This window comes from Subtercola sp. PAMC28395 (genome assembly GCF_018889995.1).
In the GTDB taxonomy this organism is placed as follows: Bacteria; Actinomycetota; Actinomycetes; order Actinomycetales; family Microbacteriaceae; genus Subtercola.
Window position 1 is genome coordinate 2988802 of sequence record NZ_CP076547.1, and the last position, 25845, is coordinate 3014646.

A 25845-nucleotide genomic window follows, 5' to 3' on the forward strand; every position below is an offset into this window, starting at 1 on the left:
GAGCACAGGGACTCTCACGCAGCAGCACATCAGGCGACACGCAGCTCGATCTCACCGGGAACCGCGGGGTCTGTGCCGAACACCAGGTAGCGGTTCGCGATCTTCTCGGTGAAGAACCGGTCGTGGCTGACCACGACGACGGCGCCCGGAAAGTGCTGGATCGCGCGCTCCATCACCTGGGTGCTTGCGAGGTCGAGGTGGTTCGTTGGCTCGTCGAGCAGCAGAACTGATGCACCCGAGAGGAGGCACTGGGCCATGGCGACGCGGGCGCGCTGGCCACCGGAGAGGTTTCCGATGCGCTGCTTGAGGTCGGCCTCCGAAAACTGGAACATCGACAGGAAGCGGCCGACCGACTTTCGCGTGGCGGTGAGCGCGAGGCTGTCGGGCAATGCATTGACCGCATGGGTGACGGTGTCGGTGTCGTCGAGTTCGGCGAGCATCCGGTTGTAAGAGACGACGGCCACGCCCTTGGGCCAGTCGACCGTTCCCGCATCGGCACGCTCTTCGCCGATGAGCACGCGCAGCAGGGTACTCTTGCCGCTGCCGTTTGAGCCCAGCACGACGATGCGGTTGCCGCGGCGGATCTCGAGCGTGAGGCCGTCGAAGAGCACCTTGTCGCCGTAGGACTTGTTGAGCGATTCGACACGGCACAACACGTCTTTCACGTGCAGGCCACCGTAGATCTCGGTGATGATCTGGTCGACGGGCCGGGGCGTGCGGGCCTTCTTGATGGTCGAGAGCTGCTTGCCGAGGCTGCGGCTGGCGTTCTTCGCGGCCTCCCGCCGGTCGGAGATGCCCTCTGACTCGAATGCGAGCAGTTCCGACTCGTGCACGAACTGCTGCTCGAGAGTCTTCAGCCTGAATTGCTTCTGGATGACGTACTCGTCGAAGTTGCCCGGGTACTCGTGCAGGTGGAAGTTCTCGAGCTCGATGATGCGGGTGACGACCGAGTCGAGGAACGTTCGATCGTGCGAGACGACGATGGCCGCGCCGCGGAAGTCGCGGAACCAACTTTCGAGCCATTCAACCCCGGCCACGTCGAGAAAGTTCGTGGGCTCGTCGAGCAGCAGTACGTCGGGCTTCTCGAGTACGATCTTCGCCAGCGCAGCCCGGTTGCGCCAGCCGCCAGAGAGGTCGTCGATGGGGCAGCTTCGGTGCGCCTCGTCGAAACCCAGCGTCGAGAGAGCCCTGTCGATGTGCCGCTGGTAGTCCCAGCCATCCAGTCGCTCCATCTCCTCGAAGAGCGCCGCCTGGCGTTCGATGAGCGCGTCGAGCGCCGGGCTCGCCGACGAGTCGAGTGCGACTGCGGCATCGATTTCTGCAAGCTCTGCCTCGATTGCATGGATGCCCGTGAAGAGCCCCTCGAGGACCTCCGTGATCGACTGCTCGCCGTCGAGTTCGGAGAACTGGGAGAAGTAACCGAGTCTGAGACCCGGTTCGAGCGTGACGGTACCGGAGTCAGGTGACACCTGCTCGAGGATGAGTTTGAGCAGCGTCGACTTACCCGAACCGTTGCGGCCGATCATCCCGACCCTGTCGCGCGGTTCGAGGCGGAAGAACGCCTCGCGGAGCACGGGTGTGCGCTCGAAGCTCACGCTGACGTCGTTCAGCCGTACGAGACTCATGAGCTGCAGCCGATCTGTGGGGTGTGCGGCGCGCGAAATCGGCCTTCGTCAGGATACGCGGATGCGCCGGCGTCTGCCCAGCCCACGCTCGCGCCCCCGTCGATTTCGTCTGCCCGCTCAGCAGCCCCTGCCCACCTGCTCGGAATCGACCGGCCAGCGAATGTCGAGCACATCGCCCGGCTGCACGTTGAGGGGGTCTGAGCACGGGAAGTTCACCCGCACGACATCGTTCGTCTGGAGGTAGAACCGCGACGCGATCGCCAGCACCTGGTCATAGGTGGCGACGACGTAGCGATACTCGTAGTCGTTCACCTTCGTCGCCCGGCCCTTGGCGAACTCCTGGGGGCCGGTGTCGTCGACCACCGGCGTGTAGGCCGTGTTGCCACCGTCGGTCTGGCCGCCCATCGCGTTCGGCGCTGTCAGTGGCGGCGGCGGGGGCGGTGGGGGCGGCGTCGGAGTGGGGGTCGGCGTCCACGGCGGCGTGTACACGGTGACGGGCACGCGGGTGGGCAGCGTGGCATCGGGGGGCGAGAGATCAAGGCTCGCCGAGCATCCGGCGACCGATGCCAGCACGAGTGCGGCCAGCAGCGTCGCCCGCACCCTGTGGGCGCGGCGCTCTCTGCGCAGGATGCTCGACATCCATCCATCGTGCCCCGGGCGCTCTCTGCGGCGCAGTCCCCTTTTCTGACGACAACGTCGGCTGCCCCCTACTCAGTGTTGCCAGCTACCAGTACCTAGTGTTACTGTCTACTGAAGAAGCCGGCCCGAGAAGGAAGATCACGATCATGGGCAACCAGAAGACCGAGATGCTCAAAGGAACCCTTCAGGGGATTGTGCTCGCCCTGCTGGCGACGAGGCCGGCCTACGGGTACGAGATTACGGCGCGGCTTCGCGACGAAGGATTCTCCGACATCGCGGAAGGCACGATCTACGCTCTTCTGCTGAGGATCGAACAGCGCGGGTTCGTCGACGTTGAGAAGATGCCTTCTGAAAAGGGGCCGCCCCGCAAGGTGTACTCCCTGAACGCTGAGGGTGAAGCAAACCTCGACGAGTTCTGGGCGAGCTGGCGCTTTCTCACGGAACGACTCGAGCGTCTCCGCGCGGATCGCCCGCGCAGTGAAGATCTACGACAGGAAGGAAACTGACCATGTGGATCGACAAGCTCATCGGCGATCTCGCCGACAAGAAGAGCTATCTGGAGTACAAGGCGCGCGTCAAGCGGCTGCCCGCCGGGTACCGTGACGCGGCCAGGGCGCTCGAACGGTACCTGATGTACATGGGCCCGAGCGACGACGGCAAGGCCCTTGTAGCGATGCTCGACGATCTGGCGGAGCTCTTCGAGCGGGCCGTTGCCGACGAAACGCCCATTCGCTCGCTCCTCGGCGACGACCCCTCTGAATTCGCCGAGACGTTTCTCGAGAACTACGCCGGAGGCAGCTGGATCCGCAAGGAACGGGCGCGGCTGGCTGAGTCCATCGACCGCGCGGTCGCCGAGCAGCTCAGCTGACGACGCCCTTTTCGAAGAAATGCGCTCAGTGCTCGCCCTTGATCACAAAATACGAGCCGCGGATCACGCCAGCGAGCTTCGACTTCTGGCGGGCGAACTTGAAGCGGGACTCCAATTCCTCGGGGATCTCCATGCCATCTGAGAGCTTGAATCCGACAGCCCGCTTGCCGCCGTCTTCGATGCCGTACATCACGTTGATCGACAGCCCCGATTCGTAGAACCCGTAGGCCATCCTCGTGCCCTCCACTTCGAAGGACGTCACCTCGAGCGGGCGGGACGAGATCACGATGTCGCGCTCGTCCTTGAGGATGCCGCTGATCCACTCGAGCGTCGCAGGATCTTCGTCCACCGAGGTCACGGTGAACACATGGTCGTACTTGTTCTTGTAGTACCGTGCCTCATTTGCCCGGAGGCCGGCCAGTGTCTCCGCGAAGGGAGATGACTCCAGACCGACGGTTGAGACATTCTGAAAATCGACGACGTACGGCATGGTTCCTCCTGAGGTGCAACGGTGAACCCCACGGTAGCGCGATCCTGCCGGAGGTTGCTTCTCCAGAACTGCTCTCCTGGCTGGGGGTCGCCAGCGGTGGTCGCTAGTTGCGGACTCGCCGAAGTTGAGATCCCACGATCAGGAGGAAGACGCCGAGCCCGCCGGCGAACGCGCTCACCCCGAAGGCAAGCACCGACGTCATCAACGATGTGCGCAACGACGCTCCCGTCGACAGCGCAGAACTCTGCTTACGGAGCTCTGCCGCCTCGTCGCTTTTCGGGTCGACTCCCCGCAGCGCCTCGCTGATGTCGGCGAAAGTCCGCCCGCCTGCACCCCGTTCGGCGTTCCCCTTGATGACCAGCGCCTCGACATACGCCGTTGCGGGTCCTTCGACGCGTTTGCCCTTGAGCATGGGGGCGTTGCCGGGAACGGTGATCTTCTCATCGCGCAGTTGCTTCGAGACGGTGTACCAGGCACCCGTTCCGACAGCCACAAAGAGCGAACCCGTGGCAATCGCGAGGCCCCCTACACGGCGAAGAGCTGAGGCTGTGGGCAGAGACGTCATCGATCATCCTTTCGTCGAGCGGAACGCCCCAGACTACCGCGCCCTGCGCCGTGCCGCGTCAGCATCGGAGGCGTCGCTCCGCGCATCAGCCGCGGCCACCCAACGCAGAAACAGGAGGGCCGTGCGGGACACCACACCTCAAACGCCTCCACGTTGACGTTCTCGGCGCAACGCCGTGATGCCGGTATCCCTGCGGAGACCGGCATCACGTGGTACAGGAGAACCAGCCCTAGAACTGGTTCATCGTGTTGTTCTGGCCCCCGGCCTTGAGGGCCGAATCGCCGGCGAAGTACTCCTTGTGGTTGTCACCGATGTCGGATCCGGCCATGTTCTGGTGTTTCACGGTGGCGATTCCCTCACGGATCTCGCGGCGCTGCACGCCCTTGACGTAGGCGAGCATGCCCTGGTCGGCGAAGTAGCCCTTGGCCAGGTCATCCGTCGACAACGCAGCCGTGTGGTAGGTCGGCAGCGTGATCAGGTGGTGGAAGATACCGGCCTGTGCCGAGCTGTCGCGCTGGAACGTGCGGATATTCTCGTCAGCGACCTGCGCGAGTTCGGTGTCGTCGTACTCGACGCCCATGAGCTTGCTTCGGTCGTACCCCGAGACGTCCTTGCCCTCTTCGACGAACGTGTCGTAGGCCTGCTGGCGGAAGCTGGCAGTCCAGTTGAACGACGGGCTGTTGTTGTAGACAAGCTTGGCGTTCGGGATGACCTTACGAACTTCGTTCATCATGCCGGCGATCTGAGCGATGTGCGGCTTCTCCGTCTCGATCCAGAGCAGGTCGGCACCGTTCTGCAGCGACGTGATGCTGTCGAGCACACAACGCTCCTCACCGGTTCCCTCGCGGAACTGGAAGAGGTTGCTGGGCAGGCGCTTCGGGCGCACGAGCTTGCCATCGCGCTTGATGACGACGTCGCCATCGCTGAGCCCCGACTCGGGGATCTCTTCGACATCGAGGAACGAGTTGTACTGATCGCCGAGATCACCGGGCGTGCGGCTCACAGCGAGCTTCTGCGTGAGGCCGGCGCCGAGCGAGTCGGTGCGCGAGACGATCACGCCGTTGTCGATGCCGAGTTCGAGGAACGCGTAGCGCACCGCGTTGATCTTCGCGATGAAGTCCTCGTGGGGAACGGTGACCTTGCCGTCCTGGTGGCCACACTGCTTCTCGTCAGAGACCTGGTTCTCGATCTGGAGGGCGCAGGCGCCCGCCTCAATCATCTTCTTCGCCAGCAGGTACGTGGCCTCCGGGTTTCCGAAGCCAGCGTCGATGTCGGCGATGATCGGCACGACGTGGGTCTCGTAGTTGTCGATCTGCGTTTGGATGAGCTCGATCGAGGTCTCGTCGCCGGCAGCGCGCGCGGCATCCAGTTTCGTGAAGAGCAGGTCGAGCTCGCGGGCGTCGGCCTGGCGAAGGAACGTGTAGAGCTCCTCGATGAGGGCCGGCACGGCCGTCTTCTCGTGCATGGACTGGTCGGGGAGCGGCCCGAATTCCGAACGCAACGCGGCAACCATCCAGCCCGAGAGGTACAGGTACCGCTTGTTGGTGGTCTTGAGGTGCTTCTTGATCGAGATGAGCTTCTGCTGGCCGATGAAGCCGTGCCAGACGCCGAGCGACTGGGTATAGACAGATGAATCGGCGTCGTACTCCGCCATGTCCTTGCGCATGATGTCTGCGGTGTACTGGGCGATCTGGAGGCCGGTACGGAAGCGGTTCTGCGTGCGCATACGGGCGACCGACTCGGGGCTGATTGCATCCCAGCTGCTGCCGGCTTCCTGCTTCAGCGCTTCGATCGCTTCGATGTCGTCCTGGTAGGCGGTCATGTTTCGTCCTTCGTTATGAGTGGGGCTGCGCCGTGTGGGGGCTTCAGCGCATATGACCACTCTGGGCAAAGAACACCCGCCCATCAGGAGAATTCAGGGTTGAAGTTTCGCGGTACTTCTGCCGACTAGAAGAAACGCGATTCTTCTACTCAGAGAAGAAACAGCACCTGCGAGGTATCGCGAAGACGGGGATGGCGAGAACGTCATCTGTGACGCACATCAATTCAGATCGCGACATGGACCTCGACCGGGTCATTCTCGATCATGCGCCCTTCGGAGCCTCATCTCTCGCATGACCAGGAGTGTCACCGCAGCCACGTCGAGGACGATCAGCGCACATCCCAACCAAACCCAGAATCCACCCAATGCGCATATTGCGATGATGGAAAAAACAACCACCACGGCCGAACCCCAGCTGACCGGCGTCCAGAGGGGATCCCATACGAAAGCCTTCGCGCGGCCCGGCACGCCGTCGCCGGTGGTCATACGTTGAAGCGGAACTCCACCACGTTCCGACTCACCGTGACACGCTCGGGACGGTGATGATCTCCACCTTGACGCCCAGGGCCTCATAGGTCTGTCTGGCCCGCGCGTCACGCGTCACCAACACCGCTTCGTGTTCCCGGGCCGCCAGGGCGACGAGACCGTCGTATGTTGCTCCACCTGAAACGCCGTGCCGCGCGAGTTCGCGATGAGACGTGCTCGTGGCTTCTGCGGAGAGCGCGAAATGGGCGGGGAAGTTGTCGTCTATGAGCAATACGGCGTCAGCGGAATCGACCCGAGAATCTCCCGGGAGGCGAGTCAGAACCGAGTAGGTCTCGACGAGTGCGTGTCCACTGAGTCCAAGCACTCGGCCAGCGGCCCACGCAGAGACGACGTCGTGAGCGTCGTGTGCCTTCATCAGGAGCGGCACAGAGACACTTGTGTCGAGCGCGTAACGTGGCTGTGGAATCACTTCCGCCCAGAATCGATCAGTGCGAACAGAACGTCGTCTGAGACAGATGTCTCTGAACTTGCCACCAGACGCCCATCTTCACCCCGCTCCAAGCGCGCAGTCCGCCCGCCCGGCGTCACCTGCAGCCCTCCACCATAGGCCGACACGTCTACTTTCGAACCCGGGCCAAGACCCAATGCATCACGAAGGCTCTTCGGTAGAAGGAGTCTGCCGCCAGAGTCAATCGTCGCTTCCATGGGAATAGCTTACCAATTGAGTCCCATATGTCCCGTGAATCTGAAAGAAATGACTCTCGCGTCAAACCATGGGTGCTTCGGGCCCGGAACAACTGCGGGCCGAGATGGCTACACGTTGAAGCGGAACTCCACCACGTCGCCGTCGTGCATCACGTATTCTTTGCCCTCGATGCGCACCTTGCCGCGGGCCTTGGCCTCTGCCATGGTGCCAGCCTCGACCAGGTCGTCGAACGAGACGATCTCGGCCTTGATGAAGCCCTTCTGGAAGTCGGTGTGGATGACTCCGGCCGCCTGCGGGGCCGTCCAGCCCTTGCCGATGGTCCAGGCGCGGGTCTCTTTCGGGCCCGCCGTCAGGTAGGTCTGAAGGCCCAGGGTGTCGAAGCCGATGCGGGCGAGCTGGTCGAGGCCGCTCTCCTCCTGGCCGGTCGACGCGAGGAGCTCAGCGGCGTCTTCGGGCTCGAGGTCGATGAGCTCGGATTCGAGTTTCGCGTCGAGGAAGATCGCCTTGGCCGGCGCAACCAGAGCAGCGAGCTCCGCAAGCCTGGCCTGGTCGGCGAGCACCGACTCGTCGATGTTGAACACGTAGATGAACGGCTTGGCGGTGAGTAGCCCGAGCTCACGGATGGGCTCGAGGTCGATCTTCGAGTCGCTCGACAACGGCTTGCCCGAGTCGAGGATGGCGTGCGCCGCCTGGGCGGTCTGCAGCACAATCGGCTCGATGCGCTTGGTCTTGACCTCTTTCTCGTACCGGGCGAGTGCCTTCTCGAGGGTCTGCATGTCGGCCAGGATCAGCTCGGTGTTGATCGTCTCGAGGTCGCTCGCGGCATCGACCTTGCCGTCGACGTGCACCACGTCGGGGTCGATGAAGCCGCGCACGACCTGCGCGATCGCGTCGGCCTCTCGGATGTTCGCGAGGAACTTGTTGCCGAGCCCCTCCCCGACGCTTGCACCCTTGACGATGCCGGCGATGTCGACGAACGACACCGGCGCAGGCAGCAGTTTCTCGCTGCCGTAGATCTTCGCGAGCTCGGCGAGCCGGGCATCCGGCAGGTTCACCACACCCACGTTCGGCTCGATGGTTGCGAACGGGTAGTTCGCCGCCAGCACCTGGTTCTTGGTGAGTGCGTTGAACAGGGTGGACTTGCCCACATTGGGCAGCCCGACGATTGCGATAGTTAGAGCCACGGGGGTCTATCGTACCCGGGTCTGGCTCGTGAGGCCGGTGCGCCGAGAAGAGCCAGGTGCACCGGCCTCACTTCGACGCGCCGGCCTCACGAGCCGAGGCGATGGATGCCCGGGGTTCAGTTCTGCGGAAAGCCAAGGTTGATGCCGCCGTGGCTGGGGTCGAGCCAGCGCGAGGTGATGGCCTTCTGGCGCGTGAAGAAGTGGAACCCGTCGGGGCCGTATGCCTTCGAGTCGCCGAAGATGGAGTCCTTGAACCCACCGAACGAGTAGTAGGCGACGGGCACCGGAATCGGCACGTTGATGCCGATCATGCCGACCTCGACCTCGTTCTGGAAGCCACGCGCCGCTCCCCCGTCGTTGGTGAAGATCGCCGTACCGTTTCCGTACCTGGAGGCGTTGATCAGTTCGAGACCCGCGTCGTAGGAGGCCACGCGAACGATCGAGAGAACCGGGCCGAAGATCTCGTCGGTGTAGACCCGCGACGAGGTCGAGACGTTGTCGATCAGCGTCGGGCCGAGCCAGAACCCGTCGGCGTCACCGTCGACGTCGATGCCGCGGCCGTCGACGACGACCGTGGCGCCGTCTTCGATGGCGATGTCGATGTACGAGGCGACCTTGTCACGGTGCACCTCAGTGACAAGCGGGCCCATGTCGCACGAGCGACGGCCGTCGCCCACCTTCAGGCCGGCAACGCGCGAGACGATCTTCGAGATGAGCTCGTCGGCCACCGGCTCAACAGCCACGACAACGGAGATCGCCATGCAGCGCTCTCCGGCCGAGCCGAACCCGGCGTTCACGGCTGCGTCGGCTGCAAGGTCGAGGTCGGCGTCGGGCAGAACGAGCATGTGGTTCTTCGCCCCACCCAGGGCTTGCACTCGCTTGCCGTGCTTCGTCGCCGTCTCGTACACGTACTGGGCGATCGGCGTGGAACCCACGAACGAGATCGACTTCACATCGGGGCTCGTGAGCAGGCCATCCACCGCCTCCTTGTCGCCGTGCAGAACGTTCAGCACACCGTCGGGCAAGCCGGCCTCGGCAAAGAGAGCGGCGAGCCAGTTCGCCGACGACGGGTCCTTCTCACTCGGCTTCAGCACGACGGTGTTGCCGGCCGCGATCGCGATCGGGAAGAACCACAGCGGCACCATTGCCGGAAAGTTGAACGGGCTGATGACCCCGACGACGCCGAGGGGCTGGCGCGTCGAGTAGACGTCGACTCCCGTGCTCACGTTCTCGGAGTACTCGCCCTTGATCAGGTGGGGAAAGCCTGTGGCGAATTCGACGACCTCGAGGCCGCGGGTGATCTCACCGGCAGCGTCGCTCAGCACCTTGCCGTGCTCGTCAGTGAGGATCTCGGCCAGTTCGCCGCGGCGTGCGGCCAGCAGCTCGCGAAAGGTGAAGAGGATCTGCTGGCGCTTGGCCATCGAAGTGTCGCGCCAAGCAGGAAAGGCGGCTTTGGCCGAGGCGATCGCGGCGGCGATCTCGGCGGCGTCCGCGAGAGCGACGCTCTTGGTCTGCACGCCCTTCGCGGGGTCGAAGACGGGTGCGGTACGGCCGCTGGTGCTGACGTGCTCCCGGCCGTCGATCCAGTGGTTGACGACGGGCAGTGACGAAGTGACGTCTGACATGGTTCCTGATTCCTGGTTGATGCGGTGCGGATGATTCGGTGCTTTGTTTCGGTGCTTTGTTTCGGTGCTGTTGATTCGGTGGTTCGATCCGGTGTGGAGCAGCGTCGCTCACACGGGCACGGGCTCGGCGGTGAACAATTCGTGCATCAACCCTATTGCGTGAACATTTCCAATGGATGATCGCGGCTGGCCGTGACCGAATAGCACCAGTGTCGGGGCCCCCTGCGAGACTGGGGCGCATGGAGATCATCGTCACCCTCATCATCGGTCTGGTGGTCGGCCTCGCGCTCGGCTCGCTGGTCGGCTGGCTGCTGCGATCCCGTCGCGATGGCGTGTCAGGGGGTGGCGACACCACCGATACCGAGGCCCGCTTCGCCGAACTGGTCGACCTGAAGAGCCGCAGCGCCGCCGCAGAGGCGACGGCTGCCGCCCTGCGTGAACAGATCACCGCCGCCCGCGAACAGCTCGTCGACGCGCGGGCCCAGACAGATGCGCAGCTTCTCGAAGCCCGAGCCCGGGTGGTAGAGATGCGCGAACAGAGCGATGGCCAGCTCGTGCAGGCCCGCGAACAGCACGAGAACGCCCTGCTCTCAACCCGCGACCAGTTCGCTGAGCGACTCCGTCAGCAGGAGGCTCTGTTCCGCGAACAGCTTGCCACCCAGGACGCACAGTACCGGGAGCAGATCCTACAGCAGGAAGAGCGGCTCACCGAGTTCCAGGCGAGGCTCCACGATGTACAGCAGGCCGAAGCAGAACGGGTCAAGGCCGACGGCAAGGTACTTGTCGCACTGAGCCCGGTGCAGGAGAGCCTGAGGCTCGTGCAGGCGAAGGTGACCGAGCTTGAAGAACAGCGTCGGCAGCAGCACGGCGAACTGAGCCAGCAGCTGAAGTCTGCAACCGAATCGGAAGAGCGTCTCCGCAACACTGCCGAGTCCCTCGCGTCTGCCCTTCGCTCGAACAGCACCCGGGGTGTCTGGGGCGAGACACAGTTGCGCAACGTCGTCGAGGCGGCCGGGCTGCTCGACCGGGTCGACTTCGAGACCCAGTCGAGCCTGACGAGCGACAACGGCGCGGGGCGTCCCGACATGGTGGTGCACCTGCCTGGCGGAAAGAACATCGCCGTCGACGCCAAGGTGCCGTTCAACGCCTACCTCGAGGCGAGCCAGATCCCCGCGACGGCGACCGGAGCGGAAGGCGCACGTCGGACCGAGCTCCTGAAAGCACACGTGAAGGCCGTACGCGATCACATCACCACCCTCGGCACCAAGGGCTATTGGGCAGGGCTCGACGCTTCTCCCGAACTGGTCGTGGCGTTCATCCCGAGTGAGTCGCTCATCTCCACCGCAATGGAGGCCGACCCCAGCATCATGGACTTCGCGTTCAGCAAGAGAGTGGCCCTGGTTTCACCTGTCACCCTGTGGTCGCTTCTGAAGACGGTGGCGTTCAGCTGGCAGCAAGACGTGCTCACCCACGAGGCGAAGACCCTCTTCGACCTCAGCAAGGAGCTCTATTCACGTCTTGCCGTGACGGCCACCCACATCGACAAGCTGGGCAGCACCCTCGACCGCACGGTGAAGCACTACAACGCGTTCATCGGGTCGTTCGAGCGCAACGTTTACTCCACAGCGCGCAAACTCAACTCGCTCGACGAATCGATCGTACTCAAGCCGCTCGAACCCGTCGAAGAGAATGCCCGCAGTTTGACCGCGCCGGAGCTGGTCGCCCAGCTCGAACTCGAAGACGACCTCGGCAGCGTCGGCGACATGTCAGAGCAGCCCCGCCTGATCTAGGTTGTGGCTCTCAGAGCCATTTTTCGATCAGGTGGTCGGCCGTGATGCGGCGGATGGTTCCTGAGTGCGAGCGCAGAACGATGCTCTCGGTGCGGATGATCGGGCCCAGGCGACGCACGCCCTTCACCAGGCCGCCGTCGGTGACACCCGTGGCGACGAAGAACGTGTTGTCGCTCGACACCAGCTCGTCGGCTTCGTACACGTGGTCCATCTTGAGCCCGGCATCGATGCCGCGCTGGCGCTCCTCGTCGGAGCCCGGCTTGAGGATCCCCTGGATGAAGCCACCCAGGGCCTTGATCGCACAGGCCGTGACAATTCCTTCAGGGCTTCCGCCGATACCGACGCACATGTCTGTGCGGGTCTCGTACCTCGCAGCGTTGATGCCGCCGGCGACGTCGCCGTCGAGCATCAGACGTGTGCCCGCACCCGAGGCGCGGATCTCGTCGATCAGCTGCGCGTGGCGCGGGCGGTCGAGCACGGCGATCTTCATCTCTGAAACGTCCTTGCCCTTCGCCTTGGCGAGCGCGCGGATGTTCTCACCGATGGGCTTGCGAATGTCGATGACCCCGACACCCTCCGGGCCCGTGACGATCTTGTCCATGTAGAAGACCGTCGACGCATCGAGCATGGTTCCGCGATCGGCGACCGCCATGACCGAGATCGCGTTCGGGCGACCCGCGGCCGTGAGGCTCGTACCGTCGATGGGGTCGACAGCGATGTCGCAGGCCGGCCCGCGGCCGTTGCCGACGTGCTCGCCGTTGAACAGCATCGGCGCCTTGTCTTTCTCACCCTCACCGATGACGACGACCCCGTCGAAGTTCACCGTTCCGAGCAGGAGCCGCATAGCATCCACTGCGGCGCCGTCTGCAGCCAACTTGTCGCCCTTGCCGATGTACGGCCAGGCACGAATCGCGGCGGCCTCTGTTGCCCGAACGAGTTCGAGTGCGAGGTTGCGGTCGGGGTGTTCGAGGTAGAGAGAGGGTGCTTCGGTGGTCACGATGAGTCCTTCTTCTTCAATGGAGGGCTGTGGCGCACTCAGAGCGGGCGCCGGTCTGCTGTCTCCTACAGTACCGGTGGGGCACCCCCGCACGCGGGCCGGGGGTCTGCCTCGCTATGCTGGAAACCGACATCTGCCCGAAGGAGACTCATGCCCATCGCAACGCCCGATCAGTACGCTGAAATGCTCGACAAGGCCAAGACGAAGGGGTTCGCCTATCCGGCTGTGAACGTCTCGTCGTCTCAGACGCTGAACGCCGTGCTGCAGGGGCTCTCCGACGCCGGCTCTGACGGCATCATCCAGGTCACCACTGGTGGGTCTGACTACCTGGCCGGGCAGAAGGCCCAGGCCGCCTCGGGCAGTGCCCGTGCAACAGGCGCACTCGCCTTCGCAGCCTTCGCGCACGAAGTCGCCAAGAACTACCCCATCACCGTGGCCCTGCACACCGACCACTGCCCGAAGAACGCTCTCGACACCTTCGTGCTGCCCCTCATCGCAGCGTCTGAGGCCGAGGTCAAGGCGGGCCGAAACCCCATCTTCCAGTCACACATGTGGGACGGCTCGGCGGTTCCTCTCGACGAGAACCTTGCCATCGCGCAGGACATGATCAAGCGCACCGCAGCCATCAACGCCATTCTCGAGGTTGAGATCGGTGTTGTCGGCGGCGAAGAAGACGGCGTCAGCCACGACATCAACGAGCACTTGTACACCAGCGTGTCGGATGCCCTGGCAACCGTCGAGGCGCTCGGACTCGGCGAGAACGGCCGGTACATGGCCGCGCTCACGTTCGGCAACGTGCACGGCGTCTACAAGCCCGGCAACGTCAAGCTTCGCCCGGAACTCCTCAAGGAGATCCAGGACGGCGTCTACGCGAAGTACGCGTCGGTTCTCGGCGGCAACACCAAGCCGTTCGACCTCGTGTTCCACGGTGGTTCCGGCTCCACCGACGCTGAGATCTCCGAGGCCGTCGCGAACGGTGTCATCAAGATGAACATCGACACCGACACCCAGTACGCGTTCACTCGCTCGATCGCCGACACGATGTTCCGCAATTACGACGGTGTACTGAAGGTCGACGGCGAGGTGGGCAACAAGAAGGTCTACGACCCGCGCGCCTGGGGAAAGACGGCAGAGACCGCCATGGCGGCCCGCGTCATCGAGGCCACGCAGCAGCTGGGCTCTGCCGGCCATTCCGGCAACTGACGCTCGATCACGAGGGAGACCACGGCGACGGCTGACGGCTGAACGAAAGGCCGTCGCCGCCGACAGGCAGTTGTGGCACCACACCAGCTGCCCGTGCAGGCTATCCGCGCCCTCGACGGCCTGTTATTGCTCGCAGGGGGGCGGTGAGGCGCCAGGATGTGCTGGCTTCGAGGGACCTGATTCGTTCGCGCAGCTCCGCTTCGGTGAGCGATCCGCGGCGGACTTCGTCATCTCGAGCCTGCTCGACAGCGGAGTGCGCTGCGAGCGCCGTCACTCTTGCGGCACGGTTGTGCCGGGCATCCGCCGCGTGATACGGGTCGAGACAGAAACTCACCAAGGCCTTCGACGCGCTCTGCCAGCCGAGGCTCGGAGCGAAGTCGCGCACGTTCGATCGGGCAGCAGCGACGGCCGCATCGTCGTAGAGGAACTTCTCGATCGCCTGCTCGAGCTGGAGCTGGTCACCGGGTAGAACGACCGCTCCCAAGCCGCGCTCGACGATGACCGATTCGAAAGCGTCACCCGCAGAATTGACGATCGGCAGACCGGCCCAGAGGTAATCGAGAAGCCGGGTGCGAAAACTGAATCTGGTCTCCAGATGATCGAGGTGGGTGCTCACGCCCAGGTCGGCATCGAGAAAGTAGTTCGCTCGGTCGGCGTGACGAACCCACTGTTCGTTGAAGAAGACAACCGAACCGAGTACATCGAGTTCGTCAGCGAGTTTCTGGGCATCCACAGCCATCTTCATCACGCCGTGAACAGGATTCGCATGCTGCTTGGCCAGAAAGAAGAGACGGATGTCGGCGTGCCGTTTCGACAGTTCCGCGACAGCCCTGATCAGGATGAGAGGGTCGAACCAGTCATAGATGCCCCCACCCCAGAGCACGATCTTGTCGTTCTCGCCTATTCCCTCGACGACGCCGCGCACACCTCCTGCGGTGCGAACAGGCGGTTCGGCGTCGACGCCGAACGGTGCGAGATCGATCAATCGGCGTAGCGACGGATCGTCTCGGTACGTCAGAGGATTGAGCCTGCCGACAGACATCAGCTGCCCGATCCACATGTCACGCTGTTTTTCTGAGGCGCAGATGAAGTAGTCGGAATACCGAAGCATGTCGTTCACGGCACCGACCGTCCATGCCGCGGCCGCCTCCTGGCCGGTGGATTGGACGTACAGCCCCTGCTGGAGCTCTTCGAGAAGAAAGGGGTCGTAGAGATCGCAGACGATGATGACGTCGATGTCGAAGATCTCCGGCTCCTGGGCGAAGATGGGGCTCTGGATGACCAGCACATCTGCCCATCGGACGTGATCCAGCAGCGCGGGGCCGTTCGCCGCTCCGACGAAGAAGTCCTCACTCGAGAGATCTGCGGTGGCCTGGGCGATGAGACGCACCTCGGCATGCGGAGCCAGCGCCTCGGCAAAACGGAGGGCACGGATGCCCGGTCCCGCCATTCGCTCACCCAGAACCTCCTGCGTGTAGATCACAACCTTCTGAGGTGGTGCCAGCGGCTTGTTCCCAGTAGCCCTCTGCTGCATGCTGTTAGCCTTTCATCGTTCTGAAGAACGTTCCGCGCACGAATCACGCTCGCAAGAAGAAATGCTCTCATGGTTGACGACAGGCCCAGACCGAAGTACGGCGAGCTGGCTCCAGAAGGTTGGAGTTGGCAACCTCCCGCGCCACCGCAGGGGGCCGACTCCGGTCAGGGACGCACCCCGTCCAACGGTGGGGCAGACTCCCAGTACGGTCAACCCGCTCCGTCTGCACCGTCGCCCGCTCCGCCGGGATCTCGCGATCCCTCCGGCGAAACGTCTGCACCCGCTGGCGCGCCGCGACCGATTCGTGCTGTCGATCTTTCAGTGACGAGCCTGCTGTTGTTCTTCGGGCTGCTCTTCTCGGCGAGCATGATTCCGGCGCTCTTCGACTTCAACACCGTGCTCATCCAGGCGGCCACAGCCCAGGGCTACACCGCTTTTGCGTCGTCAGCCGCCGCAAACACCATGGGCATCGTCGCGGGTGTGGTGACGATCATTCTGCAACTCGTTTCGATCGTCATCTCTGTTCGGCGCCTCTCGCAGCGAAAACTCGCCTTTCCTGTTCCGCTCGTGATCGGCGTGGTGACGTTCGCCCTGTGGGTCGGGGCAATCACCTTCGCCTTCTTCAACGATCCCTCGTTCGTGCAGCAGATCACGGCTCGGTGAACTGAAGAGTCCCGATCATCCGGAGCCACCAACCCGGCAAGTGACTGATCTGCCCGGTCAGGCTGCTCGTGTCACGCGCCGCGCAGAGCCTTGAGCCTGCTGAGGATCTCCGGCGCAGATCGGTCGAGGATCGTGCCGCCCACGCGAATTCCGGCCACTGCGAGCGCGAGCCCCAGGAAGATGCCGACCAGAAGGGCAAGCCAGCCGAGCAGGGCAGACCCGAAGACGATCGACGAGACACCCAGCGCCGCTTCAGGAAGGGTGAGCAACAGAAGGATTCCCCACGTCGCAAACGAACTCAGGGCTGTTGTGAACCCGGCGCCGGGAGCCGACTTGAAGGGGTTGTCGCCCGATGCCGGCACCGGAATGATGATCCGCGCGCTCGTCACGGCCGTGAGACCGATCCCCGAGAGAGCGGCCCCCAGCGCCATCCCAGCGAGCGCTGGCAACAGTGGCCACGAGTTCGTGATCGCGACCGAACCGACAGTGAGCACCGCGACAAAGGGAACAGAGACGATCGCGAGCGCTACGGCACGGCCGAGCCGATCATCCACCCCGCGGACGCCGTCGGCGACATGGGTTGCAAAGGCGGTGCCGTCGTACGACACGTCGGCATACGTAGCCAGCGACAACAGGAAAGCGACGATCGGTCCCGTTGCGTTGAAGAGACCGAACGAACCCATGTTGTTCGAGTAGAAGTACAGCAGCACGGGTATCAAGGGCACGACGATCAACTGGCGCGCGTAACGCGGGTCGCGTACCCAGTAGCTGAGGGAGCGGGCAGCGACAGCACCCGCCGGCGTGGCGGGCAATAGCCCGAAGAACCCGATCTTGCCGCGCGCGACGCGCTTGCCCGAACTCACCGGCGGAGTCTCCAGCGCGGTGGCCAGGCTTCTCGACCAGATGAGCACCAGGGCCGTGAGCGTGGCGAGTGCGATGAGGAATTTGACCGAGGCGGCGCCGAAGTCACCGACGGCAACGTCAGCAGGAACCGACCAGGCCGCGCCCAGGGGCGTCCAGCCCAGGATGTGGGCGAGGCCGGGCAGTGCATCCGTCGACTTCGCCACCCCCCGCGCAATACCGAAGCTGATCGGCCCGAGGAGAATCAGCGGAATGAAGACCAGGATGCCCGAGACCTCCCTGAAGCGCCGTTTCGACGCGAGGCTGACACTGAGGGCCGTCACCATGCGTGACCCGACGACACAGGTGAGCACGGCGATCACCGCGCAGACCAGAGCAGCGACGGCAGCAATCGGCGACCTGAACCACGTCGCCGTCGTCGCGAGAGCGGCGATCGAGGTGATGATTCCGGGAACCCCGAGCACACCAGCCAGCGCCAGCCCCAGGAGCAGCGTTCGTCTCGGCAACGGGAACTGGGCCAGCTTGGCAGGCTCGAGCGTCTGATCGACGCCGACAGCGACCAGCGGTACGGCAATCCAGCCGAGGATGAGCGCAGAGCCCGCCAGCACGATGATCGTCGAAGCGAGTTCGACGGGGGCGAATGCCAGCGCGACCAGCCCGAAGACGACGAAAACGAGAACGCCCATCCCATAGATGGCACCGATGATGACAGCGACCAGCTGCCAGGTGCTGCGTTTCAGGGTGTTGGCGAGAACGCGGAAGCGCAGCCTCAGGAGTGTCGCAACCACTCGGGGCCCTCCGTGTGGTTGCGACCGCCCACCAGCTCGACGAAGCGGTCTTCGAGGGACGCGGTGCCGCGGACTTCGTCGACGGTACCCGAGGCAAGAACCCGCCCCGACTGGATCACGGCGACGTGGTCGCACATGCGCTGCACCAGGTCCATGACATGGCTCGAGACGATGACCGTGCCACCACCGGCGACGTAGTCGGTGAGAATGTCACGGATGTTCGCGGCAGAAACCGGATCGACTGATTCGAACGGCTCATCGAGTACCAGCAGTCGTGGTGCATGCACGAGCGCACAGGCCAGGGCGATCTTCTTCGTCATCCCAGCCGAGTAGTCGACGACCGGTGTACCCGCTGCACCCTCGAGGTCGAGAATGCGCAACAGGTCCCCGACCCGCTCTGCAACGGTCTCCCGCGTCATGCCGAAGAGCAGCCCGTTGTAGGTGACCAGTTGCTCGCCGGTGAGCCTGTCGAACAGTTTCACGCCGTCGGAGAGGTTTCCGATCAGGCGTTTCGCCTCGAGCGGCTTCTGCCACATGTCGACACCGAGAACAACGGCCTGCCCCGCATCTGGTCGCACAAGTCCTGTGGCCATCGACAGCGATGTCGTCTTACCCGCGCCGTTGGGCCCGACGAGCCCGTAGAACGACCCGACCGGAACGGTCAGACTCAGGTTGTCGACAGCCAGTTTCTCGCCGAACGATCTGCTGAGCCCACGCAGTTCGAGCGCGGCTGGTCGTGAATCCGTTGGCATGCGATCACCCCTCCCCGGTTGCTGCAGCCATCGTACGTCGACCGGCTGCCTGATGCCCCAGGTGCGGTTGCGCTGGCGTGTCTGGGCACCCAGAGGTCTGGGTGCCTCAGTGTCTGGGCGCGTCAGTGTCTGGCGTGTGTGGTTCACGCCGCGCCGGCACCCCGGATCAGGTACGGTTTCGGCCACCGAGCGCGCGGTCATCCGTCTTGCCCGCCGAATTGTTGCGCAGCTCCTTCGGCAGCGAGAAGATCAGGTCTTCTTCAGCCGTCTGCACGGTCTCGATTTCGCCGTAGCCAGCACCAGCAAGGTCATCGAGAAGCTCCTGCACGAGAACTTCGGGCACGGATGCCCCTGACGTCACCCCGACCGTGTTGACACCGTCGAGCCACTCCTGTTTCACCTCGTGCGCGTAGTCCACCCGATACGCGGCCTTTGCTCCGTACTCCAGCGCAACCTCGACGAGCCGCACGGAATTCGACGAGTTGGCTGAACCGACAACGATCACCAGGTCACTGTCTTTGGCGACCTTCTTGATAGCCACCTGGCGGTTCTGGGTGGCGTAGCAGATGTCGTCCGATGGCGGATCCTGGAGGTTGGGGAAGCGCGCACGGAGTCGTCTGACAGTCTCCATGGTCTCGTCGACCGAGAGCGTGGTCTGGGAGAGCCACACCACCCTGTCGGGGTCGCGAACCACGATCGTGTCTGCCTCGTCCGGGCTGCCGACGAGGGTCGTGTGCTCGGGGGCTTCACCCGCGGTACCTTCGACCTCCTCGTGGCCGGCGTGCCCGATGAGAAGGATCTCGAAGTCGTCCCTGGCGAACCGGACCGCTTCGCGGTGCACCTTGGTGACGAGCGGGCAGGTCGCGTCGATGGCGAACAGATTTCGGTCTGCTGCACCCTGTACGACAGCGGGCGACACCCCGTGCGCACTGAAGACGACGTGAGATCCGGGCGGAACTTCGTCGACCTCTTCGACGAAGATGGCCCCGAGCTTCTCGAGAGTGGAGACGACGTGCACGTTGTGCACGATCTGTTTGCGCACGTAGACGGGTGCGCCGTAGCGCTCCAGCGCCTTCTCGACGGCGACCACAGCCCTGTCTACTCCTGCACAGTACCCGCGCGGGGCAGCGAGCAGCACCTTCTTCTGGCCGTTGACGGGGGTATCCTTTAGCCTGTTGCGAACGCCGGGAATTCTCGGCATCGGCAGGCTGACGGTTGTGTTGCTCACCTGACGATTCTACGTGCCGGAGGTGCGCCCATGACCGATACCGCTGCAGCCGAGGGCTCCGCACCAACGTTTGAGAACCCGTGGCCCGTCGCTCTCTTCTCCAGCAAGATCAAGGGCTACATCGATCGCCTGGGCTCTGCCTGGGTCGAGGGCGAGATCACGCAGTGGGGTGTCAGCGGTGGCAACGTTTACGGCAAACTCAAAGACACGAGCGAAGACGCGACGATCGGGTTCAACATCTGGTCGTCTGTGCGGGGCAAGATCCCGGCCGATCTGAAGCAGGGCGACCGCGTCATCGCGCTCGTCAAGCCGAACTACTGGCAGAAGGGCGGCACTCTCTCGATGCAGGTCTTCGAGATGCGGCACGTCGGTCTCGGTGACCTGCTCGAACGCCTCGAACGCCTGCGCCGCCAGCTGGCTTCAGAGGGTCTCTTCGACGCGTCACGAAAGAAACGCCTGCCCTTCCTGCCGGGCTGCATCGGCCTCATCACCGGTAAAGACAGCGACGCCGAGAAAGACGTGCTGCGCAATGCCCAGCTGCGGTGGCCCTCCGTCGCGTTCAAGGTCGTGCATGCGGCAGTCCAGGGTGACCGCGTGCCTCGCGAGGTCACCGCTGCGCTCCTCGAGCTGGATGCAGACCCTGACGTCGACGTCATCATCGTGGCCCGGGGCGGCGGCGACTTCCAGAACCTGCTCGGCTTCAGCGACGAGGGCGTGCTGAGGGCCGCGGCCGCGTGTTCCACGCCGATCGTGAGCGCGATCGGGCATGAGGCAGACCGGCCACTCCTCGACGAGATCGCAGACCTCCGGGCATCCACACCCACCGATGCCGCGAAGCGCGTCGTACCCGACGTCTCCGAAGAACTGAACAAGGTGGAGCAGGCCCGAGCGCGGCTGAGCCTGCGCGTGACAGCGTTCGTGAGGTCCGAGATCGACCGGATCGAACAGGTGCGCTCGCGGCCGGTGCTGACGAATGCGTCATGGATCATCGATTCACGCAGCGAAGACCTCACGCGGTACGTCTCGCGCGGGGTCGAGTTGCTGAACCGTACCCTCGAGCGTGCCGGAACGGCGACAAGTGAGTTGGGCGCGAGGCTTCGAACTCTCTCGCCCCAGAGCACCCTCGACCGTGGTTATGCGATCGTGCAGTCCGAGAACGGCGGCGTCGTCAGACGGTCGACGGATGCTCCTCAGGGCTCGTCCCTCACAATAACTCTGTCTGCCGATGTACTCACAGCCCGCTCCGAGGGTCCGTCGGCTCCCGGCACTCGCCGATAAGATTGGGCTCATGGCACAGTCACCAGTAACCGGATCCTCGGCGACAGAAGCAGACGCTGGGAACGGCGGGGCTGCGAGCGGCGTGGCTCCGAGCAGCGCGGCTTCGAATGGTGTGGCAGAGCTCAGCTACGAGCAGGCCCGCGACGAACTGGTCCAGGTCGTCAACGAACTCGAACGCGGTGCAGCGACCCTCGAGCGCTCGCTTGAACTGTGGGAACGGGGCGAGGCGCTTGCTGCCCGCTGCGAGGAGTGGCTGATCGGGGCCAAGACGCGACTTGACCGGGCGCGTGCTGCACAGAACCCGCAGGCACAGAACCCGCAGGCACACGGCGAGTCCTCCAGGGCCGCGGAGTAGGTGCAGTCGGAGTGACGTCTGAGGCGATCCCCCCGCGCGGCAATTCCGCGCAAGGCAAACCCCCACGCGGGCAGAAGCCTCCGCGCGTCGTTGCAGAACTCGGCCGACCGGAGACTCTCGAAGAGACACAGGCCAGAAAAGCCGAACAGTCGCGCAAGTACCGGGCCAACAAGACCATCAACAACCTGTGGCTGTCGATCCTGGTATGTGTCGGCCTCGTGATCGTGATCGTGCTGCTCGTGCCGCGTGACGACACCTCGCACCTTCCCGCGGTCGATTTCCGATCGGTCGCTTCGAGCGCGCAGGCGGCCTTCCCTGTTCCTGTGGCGGTTCCTGACGTTCCCGCGACATGGACCTCCAACGCCGCAGAGATCCGCACGGGCACCGACAATGTCGTCTCCTGGTACGTGGGGCTCATCACTCCGACCAGGAACTACGTCGGCCTCACCCAGGGCGTCAACGCCACAGATGGGTGGTTCGCCGACCAGGTGAAGGACTCCGCGGCTTCGTCGACGACAACCATCGACGGCATCCAGTGGACTGTGTACGACAACAGAAAGACAGCGAAAGAGGTGGGCAACGTGAAATACGCACTGACGACCCAATCCGGGGCAACAACATACATCGTCTTCGGAGACGCCAGCGATACCGAGATAGCAGAGGTGGCTGCTTCGATCAGCTCCAATGTCCGAGCGCAGCCTGAAACGGCGGTGACGGCCAAGTGAGCATCTTCGACCCGAACACCACTTCGACGCCGGCCCAGGTCTGGGCCGAGATGCTCGAGGGCAACGAACGGTTCGTCTCCGGTGAGCCCGAGCATCCACGGCAGGACGTCGACCGGCGCAACCAGATCGCCGCAGCGCAGACGCCGCGCGCCGCGCTCTTCGGGTGCAGCGATTCCAGGCTGGCCGCCGAGATCATCTTCGACAAGGGGCTCGGCGACCTGTTCGTCGTGCGCAACGCAGGCCAGGTGATCTCCGACTCTGTCGTCGGCAGTCTCGAGTATGCCGTGGGGGTGCTCGGAGTGCAGCTGATCGTTGTTCTCGGCCACGACGAATGCGGTGCCGTGCTCGCCGCCATTGCCTCGCAAGACCCGGAGACGCCTCCCCTGCCGCCGCACATCGCCAACCTGATCGACAAGATCCTGCCAGCAGTTCGGCTCGTAGCCTCGAAGACGTCTGCCGAACATCCAGATGACGCCCCCGTATCCCTGGCTGACGTCGATGCCCACGAGGTGGGAAAATACCACCTGCGCGACACCGTGGCCGAACTGCTCGAGACGTCAGAGATGATCTCCGACGCTATCGCAGCGGGGCGATTGGCGATCGTCGGGGCCAACTATCGGCTTGCCGAAGGGCGCGCAGTTCCCGACCTCGTCATCGGGTCTGTCCTGTGAACGACACAGCCCACAGCGACCCACACAGTCTGACCCGAGTGACACAAACCGAGTGACACACCCCGACTGACACACCCGACAAGCAAATCCCAACCACAGACCTACCGAGCACACCGAATACACGACCGCCGCGCAGCAGCGCCGGCGGAACGACGAAAGGAAGACCACGAAGTGGTGGAGAACACTGAGAACGCTCAGTTCCGGATCGAGCACGACACAATGGGCGAGGTGCGGGTTCCTGCCGCGGCCCTGTACGGCGCGCAGACGCAGCGTGCGGTAGAGAACTTTCCGGTATCGGGCAGCGTGCTCGAACCGGCCCAGATCGCCGCGCTGGCGCGCATCAAGAAGGCCGCAGCCCTGGCGAATGCCGAGCTCGGGGTTCTCGATGAGGCGATCGCGGGGGCAATCGCGGGGGCGGCCGACGACGTCATTTCAGGCGCTTACGCTGAGCAGTTCCCGATCGACATCTACCAGACCGGCAGCGGTACGTCGACCAACATGAACATGAACGAGGTGCTGGCGACCCTCGCCACGACCCGTCTTGGCTCGAAGGTGCACCCGAACGACCACGTCAACGCCTCTCAATCGTCCAACGATGTATTCCCGACCTCGGTGCACGTTGCCGTCACTGCGGCACTCATCCACGACCTGATCCCATCGCTGCACCATCTGGCCGAGTCCCTCGAGATCAAAGCAGCGCTGTGGGCAACCGCTGTCAAAGCCGGGCGTACCCACCTCATGGACGCGACCCCGGTCACCCTCGGCCAGGAGTTCGGCGGATACGCTGCGCAGATCCGACTCGGGATCGAACGGGTCGAAGGCACCCTGAAGCACGTCGCGGAAGTTCCCCTGGGCGGTACGGCCGTCGGTACCGGGATCAACACCCCGGCAGGTTTTCCGCAACTGGTCATCCGCCTTCTGGCTGACGAAACCGGGTTGCCGATCACTGAAGCCCGCAACCACTTCGAGGCGCAGGGCGCCCGCGACTCCCTGGTCGAGGCATCCGGAGCTCTCCGCGTACTTGCGGTCAGCCTCACCAAGATCTGCAACGATCTGCGGTGGATGGGCTCCGGCCCGAACACCGGCCTGGGCGAGCTCCACATTCCCGATCTCCAGCCCGGTTCCTCGATCATGCCCGGCAAAGTCAACCCGGTCATCCCCGAAGCCGTTCTCATGGTGTGCTCGCGCGTGATTGGCAACGACGCCTCGATCGCCTGGTCCGGGGCCTCCGGTGCCTTCGAGCTGAACGTCGCCATCCCCGTGATGGGTACTGCCCTGCTTGAGTCGATCAGACTGCTGTCGAGTTCGTCGACCCTCCTCGCCGACAAGACTGTCGATGGGCTGCAGGCCAACCTCGAAAGAGCCCGCGCGCTGGCCGAATCGTCTCCGTCGATCGTCACACCGCTCAATCGCATCATCGGATACGAGGCAGCGGCCAAGATCGCCAAGCACTCGGTCGCCCAGGGACTCACGGTGCGTGACGCCGTCATCGACCTGGGATTCGTCGAGCGGGGCGAGGTCACCCTCGAACAGCTCGATACAGCCCTCGACGTGCTGTCGATGACACGGCCGCCAGAGGCTCGCTGACGAGAGATCGTGAGCGAGGCGGCAGGTGGCAGGGGCAGCTGTCAGCTGGCAGCTGAGATTCAGCGACAAGCAATGAGCAGAACTGAGTGAGCAGAACTGAGTAAGCAGAACGAAGTGAGCAGGACGAAGTGAGCGAGAAGAACTGGGCACGCAACGTCAGCTACCGTGCGGGCAAACTGTGTCGACCTCGCTTGATCACTGAACTCCAGGAGGTCGTCGGGCGAGCGACGAGGCTCAGTGCGCTCGGTTCCCGGCATTCCTTCAACACGATCGCCGACACCGCTGGCGACCTCGTCTCCCTTGATCGTCTCGAGCTCCCGATCGACATCGACTCAGACACGATGACCGTGCGGGTCGGCGGCGGTGTGAAGTACGGGGTTGTCGGGCAGTACCTGCAGGAGAACGGGTATGCGCTCGCCAACCTCGCTTCTCTACCCCACATCTCCGTGGCCGGGGCCATTGCGACAGCGACCCATGGCTCGGGAGACCTCAACCAGAACCTGTCAGCGGGTGTCGCGGCCATGCAGCTCGTCCAGGCCGACGGATCGCTCGTCGAGGTAGCACCGGGTGACGAGGACTTCGACGGCTATGCCGTCGCCCTCGGCGCCCTCGGCGTGGTCACAGAGGTCTCACTGGCGATTGTGCCCACCTTCGACGTCGCCACGAGCGTCTTCGAGCGGTTGCCGTGGCCGGCTCTCTTCGAGAATTTCGACGACATCACACGGTCGGCCTACAGCGTGAGCCTGTTCACCCGATGGTCGGCCGACACCGTCGACCAGGCCTGGCTCAAGAGCAGAGTCGGCCGACGCGCCGACATCAATACAGTTGCGCAGACCGCAGAAGCGTTCTTCGGCGCGACACCGGCCACGACTCGTCTGCACCCGCTTCCGGGCGTGTCGGCCGTTGCGTGCACCGAGCAGCAGGGGATCCCCGGCCCCTGGGTCGACCGGCTGCCCCATTTTCGACTCGACTTCACCCCGAGCAACGGCGATGAGCTCCAATCGGAGTTCCTGGTCGACCGCCGACACGCCGTCGCGGCCTTCGAGGCCCTCAGACTGTTGGGCGCCCGGATCGACCCTCTGTTGCAGATCTCGGAGATCCGTACCGTAGCGGCCGACACGTTCTGGCTGAGCAGCGCCGGCGGCAGGGACAGCGTCGCACTGCACTTCACCTGGAAACCCCTGCAGTCGGAGGTCGAGGACCTCCTGGTCGACCTCGAACGAGCTCTGGCTCCCTTCGAGGCCAGGCCACACTGGGGCAAGGTCTTCACTGCACAGGTCAGCAGCATCGCCCCGCTCTACGAGCACCTGCCAGACTTCGTTTCCCTGGCAGACCGTGTCGACCCGAACCAGAAGTTCCGCACCGATTTTCTGCGAGAGCGCGTCTTCGGGTTCTGAATTGCG

Annotated in this window: 25 protein-coding genes; 11 read left to right on the plus strand and 14 right to left on the minus strand. The window is 64.1% G+C overall.

Translation table 11 applies throughout. The features are described from left to right. Nucleotides 1-29: 29 nt before the first annotated feature. Both KPL76_RS13665 and KPL76_RS13670 read right to left on the minus strand, forming a co-directional pair. A complete protein-coding gene (locus KPL76_RS13665; RefSeq protein WP_216334035.1) occupies nt 30-1625 on the minus strand; it encodes an ABC-F family ATP-binding cassette domain-containing protein in 1596 nt (531 codons plus the stop codon). A 117-nt stretch (nt 1626-1742) separates the two neighbouring features. Beyond that, nucleotides 1743-2264, minus strand: coding sequence for a hypothetical protein (locus tag KPL76_RS13670; RefSeq protein WP_216334036.1), 522 nt, complete (start codon nt 2262-2264; stop codon nt 1743-1745). A 146-nt stretch (nt 2265-2410) separates the two neighbouring features. Here KPL76_RS13670 and KPL76_RS13675 point away from each other — a divergent pair, with 146 nt between their 5' ends. After that, complete coding sequence (locus tag KPL76_RS13675; protein WP_216334037.1) at nt 2411-2770, plus strand: PadR family transcriptional regulator; 360 nt, start codon at nt 2411-2413, stop codon at nt 2768-2770. Between the two features lie 2 nt (nt 2771-2772). After that, a complete protein-coding gene (locus KPL76_RS13680) occupies nt 2773-3132 on the plus strand; it encodes a DUF1048 domain-containing protein (protein ID WP_216334038.1) in 360 nt (119 codons plus the stop codon). Between the two features lie 25 nt (nt 3133-3157). Here the strand turns inward: KPL76_RS13680 and KPL76_RS13685 are convergent, their stop codons facing one another. From KPL76_RS13685 to KPL76_RS13715, 7 genes are all read right to left on the minus strand, one after another. Continuing rightward, nucleotides 3158-3622, minus strand: coding sequence for a phage tail protein (locus KPL76_RS13685; protein WP_216334039.1), 465 nt, complete (start codon nt 3620-3622; stop codon nt 3158-3160). A gap of 103 nt (nt 3623-3725) precedes the next feature. Beyond that, on the minus strand, nt 3726-4187 hold the full coding sequence (locus KPL76_RS13690) for a hypothetical protein (RefSeq protein ID WP_216334040.1): 462 nt from the start codon (nt 4185-4187) through the stop codon (nt 3726-3728). 229 nt (nt 4188-4416) lie between these two features. After that, entirely contained in the window at nt 4417-6009 is a 1593-nt protein-coding gene (locus tag KPL76_RS13695) for an isocitrate lyase (protein WP_216334042.1), read from the minus strand. Nucleotides 6010-6526: 517 nt separating this feature from the next. After that, nucleotides 6527-6964, minus strand: a complete 438-nt coding sequence (locus KPL76_RS13700) for a type II toxin-antitoxin system VapC family toxin (protein ID WP_253202055.1) — start codon at nt 6962-6964, stop codon at nt 6527-6529. Then, nucleotides 6961-7200 (minus strand): AbrB/MazE/SpoVT family DNA-binding domain-containing protein, encoded by a 240-nt coding sequence (locus KPL76_RS13705; RefSeq protein ID WP_216334044.1) that lies wholly within the window; start codon nt 7198-7200, stop codon nt 6961-6963. The genes KPL76_RS13700 and KPL76_RS13705 overlap by 4 nt, the downstream gene beginning before the upstream one ends. A gap of 108 nt (nt 7201-7308) precedes the next feature. Continuing rightward, nucleotides 7309-8385 (minus strand): redox-regulated ATPase YchF, encoded by a 1077-nt coding sequence (gene ychF, locus KPL76_RS13710; protein ID WP_205107885.1) that lies wholly within the window; start codon nt 8383-8385, stop codon nt 7309-7311. 116 nt (nt 8386-8501) lie between these two features. Further along, nucleotides 8502-10010, minus strand: a complete 1509-nt coding sequence (locus KPL76_RS13715; protein ID WP_253202056.1) for a CoA-acylating methylmalonate-semialdehyde dehydrogenase — start codon at nt 10008-10010, stop codon at nt 8502-8504. 239 nt (nt 10011-10249) lie between these two features. Here KPL76_RS13715 and rmuC point away from each other — a divergent pair, with 239 nt between their 5' ends. Further along, nucleotides 10250-11800 carry a DNA recombination protein RmuC gene (rmuC, locus tag KPL76_RS13720; RefSeq protein ID WP_216334052.1) on the plus strand — a complete coding sequence of 517 codons (1551 nt, stop codon included), beginning with the start codon at nt 10250-10252 and terminating at the stop codon, nt 11798-11800. 10 nt (nt 11801-11810) lie between these two features. Here rmuC and glpX read toward each other — a convergent pair whose 3' ends face one another. Beyond that, entirely contained in the window at nt 11811-12797 is a 987-nt protein-coding gene (glpX, locus tag KPL76_RS13725; protein ID WP_216334054.1) for a class II fructose-bisphosphatase, read from the minus strand. Nucleotides 12798-12947: 150 nt separating this feature from the next. Between glpX and fbaA the strand changes: the two genes are divergently transcribed. Next, nucleotides 12948-14000 carry a class II fructose-bisphosphate aldolase gene (fbaA, locus tag KPL76_RS13730; RefSeq protein WP_216334056.1) on the plus strand — a complete coding sequence of 351 codons (1053 nt, stop codon included), beginning with the start codon at nt 12948-12950 and terminating at the stop codon, nt 13998-14000. A 100-nt stretch (nt 14001-14100) separates the two neighbouring features. Here the strand turns inward: fbaA and KPL76_RS13735 are convergent, their stop codons facing one another. Next, entirely contained in the window at nt 14101-15534 is a 1434-nt protein-coding gene (locus KPL76_RS13735; protein ID WP_216334058.1) for a glycosyltransferase family 1 protein, read from the minus strand. Between the two features lie 69 nt (nt 15535-15603). On the opposite strand from KPL76_RS13735, the gene KPL76_RS14820 reads away from it, so the two are divergent. Further along, entirely contained in the window at nt 15604-16197 is a 594-nt protein-coding gene (locus tag KPL76_RS14820) for a DUF6264 family protein (protein WP_253202057.1), read from the plus strand. 71 nt (nt 16198-16268) lie between these two features. Here KPL76_RS14820 and KPL76_RS13745 read toward each other — a convergent pair whose 3' ends face one another. From KPL76_RS13745 to KPL76_RS13755, 3 genes are all read right to left on the minus strand, one after another. Next, complete coding sequence (locus KPL76_RS13745) at nt 16269-17846, minus strand: transporter (protein WP_216334063.1); 1578 nt, start codon at nt 17844-17846, stop codon at nt 16269-16271. Next, nucleotides 17828-18598, minus strand: a complete 771-nt coding sequence (locus KPL76_RS13750; protein WP_253202058.1) for an ABC transporter ATP-binding protein — start codon at nt 18596-18598, stop codon at nt 17828-17830. The genes KPL76_RS13745 and KPL76_RS13750 overlap by 19 nt, the downstream gene beginning before the upstream one ends. A gap of 166 nt (nt 18599-18764) precedes the next feature. Beyond that, on the minus strand, nt 18765-19799 hold the full coding sequence (locus KPL76_RS13755) for a 4-hydroxy-3-methylbut-2-enyl diphosphate reductase (protein ID WP_216336529.1): 1035 nt from the start codon (nt 19797-19799) through the stop codon (nt 18765-18767). 57 nt (nt 19800-19856) lie between these two features. On the opposite strand from KPL76_RS13755, the gene xseA reads away from it, so the two are divergent. The 6 genes from xseA to KPL76_RS13785 all read left to right on the plus strand — a co-directional run bounded on the left by xseA (nt 19857) and on the right by KPL76_RS13785 (nt 25839). After that, nucleotides 19857-21104, plus strand: a complete 1248-nt coding sequence (xseA, locus tag KPL76_RS13760; protein WP_216334067.1) for an exodeoxyribonuclease VII large subunit — start codon at nt 19857-19859, stop codon at nt 21102-21104. An 82-nt stretch (nt 21105-21186) separates the two neighbouring features. Further along, nucleotides 21187-21459 carry an exodeoxyribonuclease VII small subunit gene (locus KPL76_RS13765; RefSeq protein WP_253202263.1) on the plus strand — a complete coding sequence of 91 codons (273 nt, stop codon included), beginning with the start codon at nt 21187-21189 and terminating at the stop codon, nt 21457-21459. A gap of 11 nt (nt 21460-21470) precedes the next feature. Then, the gene (locus tag KPL76_RS13770; RefSeq protein ID WP_253202059.1) at nt 21471-22184 is read left to right on the plus strand and encodes a DUF4245 domain-containing protein; all 714 of its coding nucleotides are present in this window, start codon (nt 21471-21473) and stop codon (nt 22182-22184) included. A 50-nt stretch (nt 22185-22234) separates the two neighbouring features. Then, complete coding sequence (locus KPL76_RS13775; protein WP_216336533.1) at nt 22235-22855, plus strand: carbonic anhydrase; 621 nt, start codon at nt 22235-22237, stop codon at nt 22853-22855. Nucleotides 22856-23026: 171 nt separating this feature from the next. Next, a complete protein-coding gene (locus KPL76_RS13780; protein ID WP_216334071.1) occupies nt 23027-24442 on the plus strand; it encodes an aspartate ammonia-lyase in 1416 nt (471 codons plus the stop codon). A gap of 128 nt (nt 24443-24570) precedes the next feature. Further along, complete coding sequence (locus KPL76_RS13785; protein WP_216334072.1) at nt 24571-25839, plus strand: FAD-binding protein; 1269 nt, start codon at nt 24571-24573, stop codon at nt 25837-25839. The last annotated feature ends 6 nt before the right edge of the window (nt 25840-25845 follow it).